Genomic DNA, 9,593 nt, shown 5'->3' with positions numbered 1-9,593 from the left:
CATTGGAACCACCTGATCCCATCCCGAACTCAGCAGTGAAACGATGCATCGCCGATGGTAGTGTGGGGTTTCCCCATGTGAGAGTAGGTCATCGTCAAGATTAAATTCCGAAACCCCTATCTGCGTAAGCAGGTAGGGGTTTTGTTTTGTCCGCAGGAAAGTTCCTACAGCATCATCGGACCGCTCACAGTCTCGCTCAGGTGTCATGTCGATGAGCATTTTTTCATCGACATGGGGGCAGCTTGGCAAGGGCACGAAGGTGATGCAGGGGTAACTCTCACCACGGGTCTTCACCCGGAAATGATTGCCTGTGCAGCGGCGCCGGCCTATGGATTTAAAGAATCCAGATCGCCCACCCGGAGCGCCCTTATGGAGCGTGCTACGAAGACTTGCTTATCTGATCGAGGAAATCTCATGCCAAACCAACCAGAGCAACCGGTTCTGCTGTTCTCCTACGGCACCTTGCAGGATCAGGCAGTCCAGCTGTCCACTTTCGGGTGCAAGTTGAAAGGGCTCCCTGACAACCTGCCAGGCTATAAGCAGAACCTGGTCGAGATAACCGATCCGGCGGTGCTGGCCGCTAGTGGGAAAACCCATCACCCCATCGTGCAGGAGAGTGGCGACCTGTCGGACGAGATCGCCGGCACTGTTTTCGAGATTACGGCCCAAGAGCTGGTCTTGGCCGACAAATACGAGGTGGCGGACTACAAACGCGTCAGTGTGACCCTCAAGTCCGGCATCAGCGCCTGGGTCTATGTGCGAGCGTGATTGCTGGTAAGGGCTGCAGCCACTGTGCGAGGGGAAACAGATTTGTCTCGATTTCGCTGTAGGCTTCGGGTGGGATGATGACCGGAAGACTTCCATCCTTCGTATCATCATCTGAAATCAAGGCTGCGACTGGCTACTCGCTCTCATGACCCCCGCCTCACCATTAGCCACGAGCCAACGAAACAGCTCGGCCACCGACACCGTATGGCTGCGCTCTATCCAGCGTACCAGCGCCGGGCCGTAGTGTTCGGCGTAACGGGTGAGCACCAATTGGCGACAGTCCGGTGACAGGCGCAGAGTGATTTCCCGACAGTGCAGATGCCGATTGGCCGAGTCGTCCCGTATCACTCGTTGCTGCAGAGTCAGGCTATTGTTTTCAGAACCCATCGGCCGGTTCTCCTTTGCATTTAGGAGTTGTGTTCTCTGGCGAGCCTTGTTTGCCATCGGTCACGTAAGCAGCACGATGCTCGGCCACCACATTACGCAACGCGCGGTAATAGTCCGGCAGTTTTTGCAGGCTGTCGGTCAGTGGTAAGGCTTCTGCCCGACCATCGACAATGCCACCGACAGTGCTGATAGTGGACAGCGTGTCCACGGTATCGCTATTGCTGCCGAACGGATCAACCACAAAGCCGAGCACGCGGCCGGCGGCGTCGCGACTGTTGGAGGTCCCGAGCAATGGCAGCTCGATGATCGGACCGTTGCCGATGCCCCACACGCCGAAGGTCTGACCGAAGTCCGCATCGTGTCGCGGGATACCGGCCATGCCGGAGACGTCAATCAAGCCCACCACCCCGACCGTGGTATTGAGCACGAAACGCCCCAGGGTATTGGCCGAGCGCATCGGATTACCTTGCAGCAGGTCATTGATAAAGACCTTCGGCTCGCCAAAGTTCGCCACAAAGTTATGCACACCGGTCTGGAAAAAGTCCGGCAAGTAGCGATAGCCGCGAGCAACCGGCGCCAGAGCGTAGTCGTCGACCGTCTGATTGAAAGCGAAGACTCCGCGATTGAACGGTTCCGCCGGGTCGTACACCGAATAGGCAATATCGGCGCAGGCTACGTCGGTGGTGGACGGCGGCTGGCTACTGCAACCCATCAGCCCTGCGGTCAACACGGCAATTGAGGTGTTGCGGGCCAGCCAGGGAGCACACTTGAAAGGCAACATGGACGCAAGTCTCAGGAGGAATTCGTCGTGATGCTGAGCCCCGGGCCTTGCGCAAAGATGTCTGGATTATTGCGGCGCTGACGTTTTATTGCAGCGTTGAAATATATGACGAGCAGCCTCGAATGGTTTTAGATGGCGGTTCCATTCGCCCCTTAAGTGACCTTCGGTGAACAGCCTTTTAATTGTGGACGACGACCTTGAAGTCCTCGATCTCCTGAGAAAATTCTTCATGCAGCACGGCTACAGCGTCGAGGTCGCCACAGACGGCGCGTCGCTGTGGGCGACCATTGAGCATCAGGCGCCGGACCTGATCATTCTGGACGTGATGTTGCCCGGCGACAGCGGGCTGATCCTGTGTCAGCAACTGCGGATTCGACATGCAATACCGGTGATCATGCTGACCGCCATGGGCGAACTCAGTGACCGGGTGGTCGGCCTGGAGCTGGGCGCCGATGATTATCTGACCAAACCCTTCGACGCCCGTGAACTGCTGGCTCGAGTGCGCGCTGTGCTGCGCCGCGTGGACGAACGCCGCCCGGTATCGCAGGAACGGCCACGGCCGCTGATCGACTTCGCCGACTGGCACCTGGACGTCACCCGCCGTGAACTGCGCTCGCCGGACAACGTGATGATTCCGCTGTCTGCCGGTGAGTTCGACTTGCTGCTGGTCTTCGTCGAGCACCCGCAACGCATTCTCACCCGCGAGCAGTTGTTGGACCTGGCGCGCGGGCATTGCCATGAGGCGTTCGATCGCAGCATCGACGTTCAGGTCAGTCGCCTGCGACGCAAACTGGAGCCCGACACGAAGCGACCGGCGATGATTCGCACCGTGCGCAATGGCGGTTACCTGTTCACCCCCAGTGTGACGCGGCGATGAGCTGGCTGAAGCGGATTCGCGTCCGAGACTGGCCGCAAGATACGGTTGCGCGCTGGATCGCGTTGACGATCATCCTGGCCATGCTCATTTCACTGGCGCTCAACGGGCTGTTTATCCAATTGGCCGGCGTATGGGCGCGCCCGCCGCTGACCGAAATCGGCCTGCTGGAAAAAACCGCCGCCATCGCTCGCATCATCGAGGCCGCCCCGGCGCCACTGCGCAACCCATTGGCACAAGCTGCCAACGAGAACGGCTTCACCGTCACATGGCACCCTGACCGGCACGATCTCAACCTGCCGACAGTGGACGATCCGAAGTCTGACATCGGCTCGACCATCCTGCAGCCGATGCTCAGAGCCCCTGACCGGCGCATCGAAGCCTATGAGCCGGCCGACTGGACGGAGCACAAGACGGACGCGCATTACGCGCTGCTGATCGAGCTGTCCGACTCATCGTGGCTGATGTTCTCCGCGTCCTCGCGCAGTTGGGGGCTCGACGAAGCGCCACGCTACCTGATCGTCATCCTGCTGGTACTGATCTCCACCGCACTGGTCGCGCTGATCGCCACCCGACGCCTCGCCACACCTTTGCAGCGCTTCGCCGAAGGCGCCCGCCGCTTCGGCGTGGACTTTCGCGCACCGCCGATCGAACCGCTCGGTCCCCACGAAATCCGCCAAGCGATCCTCGCGTTCAACGCCATGCAGGCGCAGCTGCAACACTTCATCCGCGATCGCACGCAAATGCTCGCCGCCATCTCGCACGACCTGCGCGCTCCCCTGACGCGGATGCGCTTGCGTGGCGAATTCATCGAAGACGCCGAGCAACAGCAGCGCTTGTTTCGTGACGTGGATGAAATGCAGGCGATGATCAACTCGGCGCTGGAGTTCTTTCGTGATGATGCGCGGCTTGAACCGGCGACCCAGTTTGACCTGGCGGAACTGCTGCAAACGTTGCTTGATGATTATCGGGATCAGGGAGTCGACATTACGTTCAACGGGCCGCTGCGGTGGGTGTATTTCGGGCGTCCGTTGGGGCTAAAACGGGTGATTACCAACTTGCTCGACAACGCTATCAAGTACGGCAGTGAGCCGGGAATTGAGCTGAACCCGAGCGCTGGTCAGGTGCGGATCAAAGTACTGGATCGTGGGTCGGGTATTCCAGATGCCTGCCTTGAGCAAGTGTTTGTGCCGTTCTTCCGGATGGAGGGCTCGAGGAACAAAAGCACGGGGGGTGTTGGTTTGGGGTTATCGGCGGCGCGGGCGATTGTGCTGGAGCACGGAGGCGAGCTGACACTGCGTAATCGGTCGATGGGCGGGTTGGAAGCGTTGGTGGTGCTGCCGGTGCATTCAGCTGCGTGAAGTAATGGAACGCCCCTTGGCCTGTCTTCACAGGACAAGGGGCAAATCCCAAGGGATCGTGTGAACCTAAGCCTCCCAGCCCGCCCCACTGACCGCAGCCTGCGCCAGTGGGTGCAAGTCTGCCCCCTGATGCGCCGTCTGCCAGGCCAGCAACTCCTTGCGCATGCCGGGCGTCCAGTACATCTGCAGGTGATTACGCACGCCGAGCACGGCCTGTTGCTGGTCCGGTTCGCTGGCGAAGTACTGGGCGATCTGGTTAGCCATTTTGATCAGGTTGTCAGTGCTCATCGGCGTACCTCGGCTTTTGTTCCGGCGGTGCGTGCCTGGCGGCGTTCGTCGAGCAGACGTTGTTGTTCATCGCTGAATGCCTGATAGCGTTTTTGCCACTCGGAAGGGTGGTAGACGCGGCTGACTTCCACAGCGGTGACCTTGTACTCCGGACAGTTGGTGGCCCAGTCGGAGTTGTCGGTGGTGATGACGTTGGCCCCCGATTCAGGGAAGTGGAAGGTGGTATACACCACGCCAGGGGCTACCCGTTCGGTGATCCGCGCACGTAGTACGGTCTGTCCGGCGCGGCTGCCGATGCCGACCCAGTCACCTTCGTTGATACCACGGCTCTCGGCGTCGGTCGGGTGGATTTCCAGGCGGTCTTCGTGGTGCCAGGCGACGTTGTCTGTCCGCCGAGTCTGGGCGCCGACGTTGTACTGGCTGAGGATGCGCCCGGTGGTCAGCAGAAGGGGATAACGACTGTTGACCTTTTCCTCGGTGGGCACGTAGCCGGTGAGCATGAAGCGGCCTTTGCCGCGCACGAACTCCTCGATGTGCATGGTCGGCGTGCCGTCCGGTGCCGCGGCGTTGCACGGCCATTGCAGGCTGCCGTGGCGATCCAGCTCTGTGTAGCTGACGTTGGTGAACGTCGGCGTCAGGCTGGCGATTTCATCCATGATTTCCGACGGATGCTGGTAGTTCATCGGATAGCCCAGGGCATTGGCCAGGGCCACCGTGCCTTCCCAGTCGGCCTTGCCGCCCAGAGGCTCCATGACCTTGCGTACCCGGGAGATGCGTCGCTCGGCATTGGTGAAGGTGCCGTCTTTTTCCAGGAACGAGGCGCCTGGCAGGAACACGTGGGCGAACTTTGCGGTTTCGTTGAGGAAAATGTCCTGCACCACCACGCATTCCATGGCCGACAGCGCCGCGGTGACGTGCTGGGTATTCGGATCGCTCTGGGCGATGTCTTCGCCCTGGCAATACAGGCCCTTGAAGCTACCGGCCAACGCAGACTCAAACATGTTGGGGATACGCAGGCCCGGGTCGGGTTGCAGGGTGACATTCCAGGCTTGTTCGAATTGCGCCCGAACCACTTCGTTGGAGACGTGCCGGTAGCCGGGCAGCTCGTGGGGGAAGGAGCCCATGTCGCAGGAGCCTTGAACGTTGTTCTGCCCACGCAGCGGGTTCACACCCACGCCTTCGCGACCGATGTTGCCGGTGGCCATGGCCAGGTTGGCGATGCCCATGACGGCGGTGCTGCCCTGGCTGTGCTCGGTGACGCCCAGGCCGTAGTAGATCGCCGCATTGCCGCCGGTGGCATACAGACGGGCGGCGGCGCGGATGTCGGCAGGGTCTACGCCGCAGATGGCGCCAAGGATTTCCGGCGAGTTTTCCGCGCGGCTGACAAACTCGCTCCAGCGGGCGAAATCGCTGCCCTCGCAACGGGCGTCGATAAACGCCTGGTTGAGCAAGCCTTCGGTGACGATGACGTGGGCCAGGGCGTTGAGCATGGCGACGTTGGTGCCCGGGCGCAGGGCCAGGTGCAGTTCGGCGCGGGCATGCACCGAGTCCACCAGATCAATGCGTCGTGGATCGATGACGATCAGCCGCGCACCTTCACGCAGGCGGCGTTTGAGCTGGGAGGCGAACACAGGGTGGGCATCGCTGGGGTTGGCGCCCATCACCAGGATCACATCGGCCTGCATCACCGAGTCGAAACTCTGGGTACCGGCGGACTCGCCCAGGGTTTGTTTCAAGCCATAGCCGGTGGGCGAGTGGCAGACCCGCGCACAGGTGTCGACGTTGTTGTTGCCGAAAGCGGCGCGCACCAGTTTTTGCACCAGATACGTTTCTTCGTTGGTGCAGCGGCTGGAGGTGATGCCACCAATGGAGTCGCGGCCGTATTTTTGCTGCAGCCGGCGGAATTCGCTGGCGGCGTAGGTCACCGCTTCATCCCAGCTGACTTCCTGCCAAGGATCGTTGATGTGCTTGCGGATCATCGGCTTGGTGATGCGATCCGGGTGGGTGGCGTAACCCCAGGCAAAGCGCCCTTTGACACAGGAATGGCCGTGGTTGGCCTGGCCGTTTTTGTCCGGAACCATGCGCACCAGTTGGTCGCCTTTCATCTCGGCGCGGAACGAGCAGCCCACGCCGCAATAGGCACAGGTGGTGATCACGCTACGTTCCGGTTGACCCAGTTCGACCACGCTTTTTTCCATCAGGGTCGCGGTGGGGCAGGCTTGCACACAGGCGCCGCAGGACACGCATTCGGAGTCGAGGAAGTTATCGCCACCGGCGGCCGCGACCCGGGATTCGAAACCGCGCCCGGTAATGGTCAGGGCAAAGGTGCCCTGGGTTTCTTCGCAGGCACGCACGCAGCGGTTGCAGACGATGCACTTGCTCGGGTCGTAGTCAAAGTAGGGGTTGGAGGTGTCCTTCACGTCGGCCAGATGGTTGTCACCTTCATAGCCGTAACGCACTTCCCGCAGACCGACCTGACCGGCCACGGTTTGCAGCTCGCAGTTGCCATTGGCCGAGCAGGTCAGGCAGTCCAGCGGGTGATCGGAGATGTACAGCTCCATGACGTTGCGGCGCAAGGTTGCGAGCTTCGGCGTCTGGGTGTGCACGCTCATGCCTTCGCTGACCGGCGTGGTGCAGGACGCGGGGTAGCCGCGCATGCCATCGATCTCCACCAGGCACATGCGGCAGGAGCCGAAGGCTTCCAGGCTGTCGGTGGCACACAGTTTGGGAATGGTGGTGCCCAGCAGCGCGGCGGCGCGCATTACCGAGGTACCTTCGGGCACGCTGATGCTGCGGCCGTCGATGTTCACGGTGACCTGCACCTGACTTTCGCGGGCTGGGGTTCCGAGGTCGATATCTGTATTCGGGTCGAAAAGAGTGATCATTGGTCGGCCTCCGAGGACTGCAGACCGAAGTCGGCGGGGAAGTACTTGAGGGCGCTGACCACCGGATAGGAGGTCATGCCGCCCAAGGCGCACAGCGAACCGTATTGCAGGGTGTCGCACAGGTCCTTGAGGATGATCACCTGCTCATCACGACTGTTCTGGTCCGGCGCGGCCAGCAGACGGTCGATCACCTCCACGCCCCGGGTCGAGCCGATGCGGCATGGGGTGCATTTGCCACAGGATTCCTCGGCGCAGAACTGCATCGCAAAGCGCGCCATGCGGGCCATGTCCAGGGTGTCGTCAGCCACCACTACACCGCCGTGACCGAGCATCGCGCCGATGGCGGCGAAGGCTTCGTAATCCAACGGCGTGTCGAATTGCGACGGTGGCACCCAAGCGCCGAGCGGGCCGCCAACCTGGACGGCCTTCAGCGGCCGACCACTGGCGGTACCACCGCCGTAGTCTTCCACCAGTTCGCGCAGGGTCAGACCAAAGGCCCGTTCCACCAGGCCGCCGTGACGAATATTGCCCGCCAGTTGGAAGGGCATGGTACCCAGGGAGCGGCCCATGCCGTAATCGCGATAGAACTGCGCGCCCTTGGCCAGAATCAGCGGCACCGAGGCCAGAGTCAGCACGTTGTGCACCAGCGTCGGCAGGCCGAACAAACCCTGCAAGGCGGGGATCGGTGGCTTGGCGCGGACGATCCCGCGCTTGCCTTCGAGTGAGTCCAGCAGCGCGGTTTCTTCACCGCAGATGTAAGCACCGGCACCGACTCGCACTTCCATATCGAAGGCCTGGCCGCTGCCGCCGACATTGGCGCCGAGGTAACCGGCATCTCGGGCGATGTTCAGCGCTGCACGCAGCGTGGCCACGGCATCCGGATATTCCGAGCGCACGTAGATGTAGCCGTAACTGGCCCCGACGGTGATACCGGCAATGGCCATGCCTTCGATCAGCAGGAAGGGGTCACCTTCCATCAACATGCGGTCGGCGAAAGTGCCGGAGTCGCCTTCGTCAGCGTTGCACACAATGTATTTCTGCGCAGCCTGGGTGCCGCGCACCGTGCGCCATTTGATCCCGGCCGGAAAGGCCGCGCCGCCACGGCCACGCAACCCCGAATCGAACACCGCGGTCGCGGTCTGCTCGCCGCCCAGGGCGATGGCTTGGGTCAAGCCCTCGAAGCCGCCGTGGGCCCGGTAATCCTCCAGGGACAGCGGCCGGGTAATGCCGGCGCGGGCGAACAGCAGGCGTTGTTGAGTCTTGAGATAAGGCAACTCTTCCACCAGACCCAAGGCCAGTGGATGAGCAGTCGCCTCGCTTTGCAGCGCATCGAGCACGGACGAGACATCGGCAGTGGTCAGCGGGCCAAAGCAGATACGGCCTTGCGGGCTATCCACTTCCAGCAGCGGTTCCAGCCAGTACAGGCCGCGAGAACTGGTGCGTTGCAGGTCCAGCGGCAGATTGCGTACCCGGGCCTGAGTGGCAAGGGCCACGGCCACCTCATCGGCGCCCACGGCGCGGGCGAGGGAATCACAGGGCAAATAGAGGCGCGGCATCATGCATCCTCCTGGCAAGCATCAAGCAGAGCATCCAGACGCTCGGGGCTGAGCCGCGCATGCAGCTGACCATCCAGCTCCAGCGCGGGCGAACAGGCGCAGGCACCGAGGCAATACACCGGACGCAAACTGATGCTGCCGTCGGCGCTACTGCCGTGATCGTCCAGCTGCAGACGTTCGCGCAACTGCGCGGCCAACTGCTCGGCACCGCGGCTCTGGCAGGACTCGGCCCGACACAGACGCAGGATATGACGGGCCGGCGGCGCGGTACGGAAGTCATGGTAAAAGCTGATCACCCCACGAACCTCGGCCTGACTCAGGTTGAGCGCGTGGGCAATCTCGGGGATGGCGGCATCGGGGATGTAACCGATGCCCTCCTGAATCTCATGAAGGATGGGCAACAGTGCGCCGGGGGAGCGTTTGTGGCGCTCCAGCAGGCTGTTGACCATAGGCAGGTGCAACATCTCATCAGGCATTCAGCATTCCTCACGATCACGGACAAACCAGGCGGTTGTCGGTTGTCCGAAAGTGTCGGCTGCGGCAGTCACACCACGTCACGGTATCGTGGCATTTTCAGGCCGTTGGCCAGGCACCCTGAGCGGGCATCTTGTTGGGCCCGGTGCGGTCTTTGCCGCACCTCTTCAGGGCATATCAGGCAGCTTGCCATGCTGCCTTTGATTCATCTGCACCAAA

At 61.7% G+C, this 9,593-nt stretch carries 9 protein-coding genes, 1 rRNA gene and 1 pseudogene; 5 read left to right on the top strand and 6 right to left on the bottom strand.

The features are described 5' to 3' along the window. From rrf to CKW20_RS18610, 3 genes and pseudogenes are all read left to right on the top strand, one after another. Positions 1-100: ribosomal RNA gene (gene rrf, locus CKW20_RS18615) — 5S ribosomal RNA — on the top strand; the annotation flags it as partial. A 119-nt stretch (positions 101-219) separates the two neighbouring features. Continuing rightward, a pseudogene (locus CKW20_RS30195) lies at positions 220-321 on the top strand ((Fe-S)-binding protein); the annotation flags it as partial. 93 nt (positions 322-414) lie between these two features. Beyond that, positions 415-768, top strand: a complete 354-nt coding sequence (locus CKW20_RS18610; RefSeq protein ID WP_095054235.1) for a gamma-glutamylcyclotransferase family protein — start codon at positions 415-417, stop codon at positions 766-768. 117 nt (positions 769-885) lie between these two features. On the opposite strand, the gene CKW20_RS18605 is transcribed toward CKW20_RS18610, so the two are convergent. Together CKW20_RS18605 and CKW20_RS18600 are read right to left on the bottom strand one after the other, a co-directional pair. Then, the gene (locus tag CKW20_RS18605; protein ID WP_095054234.1) at positions 886-1,155 is read right to left on the bottom strand and encodes a hypothetical protein; all 270 of its coding nucleotides are present in this window, start codon (positions 1,153-1,155) and stop codon (positions 886-888) included. Then, positions 1,145-1,936, bottom strand: coding sequence for a VacJ family lipoprotein (locus tag CKW20_RS18600; protein WP_095054233.1), 792 nt, complete (start codon positions 1,934-1,936; stop codon positions 1,145-1,147). The genes CKW20_RS18605 and CKW20_RS18600 overlap by 11 nt, the downstream gene beginning before the upstream one ends. Positions 1,937-2,102: 166 nt before the next feature. On the opposite strand from CKW20_RS18600, the gene CKW20_RS18595 reads away from it, so the two are divergent. Continuing rightward, positions 2,103-2,813, top strand: a complete 711-nt coding sequence (locus CKW20_RS18595; RefSeq protein WP_095054232.1) for a response regulator — start codon at positions 2,103-2,105, stop codon at positions 2,811-2,813. Next, positions 2,810-4,171, top strand: a complete 1,362-nt coding sequence (locus CKW20_RS18590) for an ATP-binding protein (RefSeq protein ID WP_095054231.1) — start codon at positions 2,810-2,812, stop codon at positions 4,169-4,171. The genes CKW20_RS18595 and CKW20_RS18590 overlap by 4 nt, the downstream gene beginning before the upstream one ends. 66 nt (positions 4,172-4,237) lie before the next feature. On the opposite strand, the gene CKW20_RS18585 is transcribed toward CKW20_RS18590, so the two are convergent. The 4 genes from CKW20_RS18585 to CKW20_RS18570 are packed head-to-tail and all read right to left on the bottom strand — an operon-like array spanning position 4,238 to position 9,376. Then, on the bottom strand, positions 4,238-4,459 hold the full coding sequence (locus tag CKW20_RS18585) for a formate dehydrogenase subunit delta (protein WP_095054230.1): 222 nt from the start codon (positions 4,457-4,459) through the stop codon (positions 4,238-4,240). Continuing rightward, positions 4,456-7,344 (bottom strand): formate dehydrogenase subunit alpha, encoded by a 2,889-nt coding sequence (gene fdhF, locus CKW20_RS18580; protein ID WP_095054229.1) that lies wholly within the window; start codon positions 7,342-7,344, stop codon positions 4,456-4,458. The genes CKW20_RS18585 and fdhF overlap by 4 nt, the downstream gene beginning before the upstream one ends. Then, entirely contained in the window at positions 7,341-8,903 is a 1,563-nt protein-coding gene (locus tag CKW20_RS18575) for an NADH-quinone oxidoreductase subunit NuoF (RefSeq protein ID WP_176466921.1), read from the bottom strand. Before CKW20_RS18575 ends, fdhF begins: the two co-directional genes overlap by 4 nt. After that, the gene (locus tag CKW20_RS18570; RefSeq protein WP_095054227.1) at positions 8,900-9,376 is read right to left on the bottom strand and encodes a formate dehydrogenase subunit gamma; all 477 of its coding nucleotides are present in this window, start codon (positions 9,374-9,376) and stop codon (positions 8,900-8,902) included. Before CKW20_RS18570 ends, CKW20_RS18575 begins: the two co-directional genes overlap by 4 nt. Positions 9,377-9,593 lie beyond the last annotated feature (217 nt).

The organism is Pseudomonas sp. Irchel s3b2, from assembly GCF_900187445.1.
In the GTDB taxonomy this organism is placed as follows: Bacteria; Pseudomonadota; Gammaproteobacteria; order Pseudomonadales; family Pseudomonadaceae; genus Aquipseudomonas.
The sequence above is the reverse complement of the archived record's forward strand: the minus strand, read 5'-3'. Positions and strand labels throughout refer to the sequence as shown.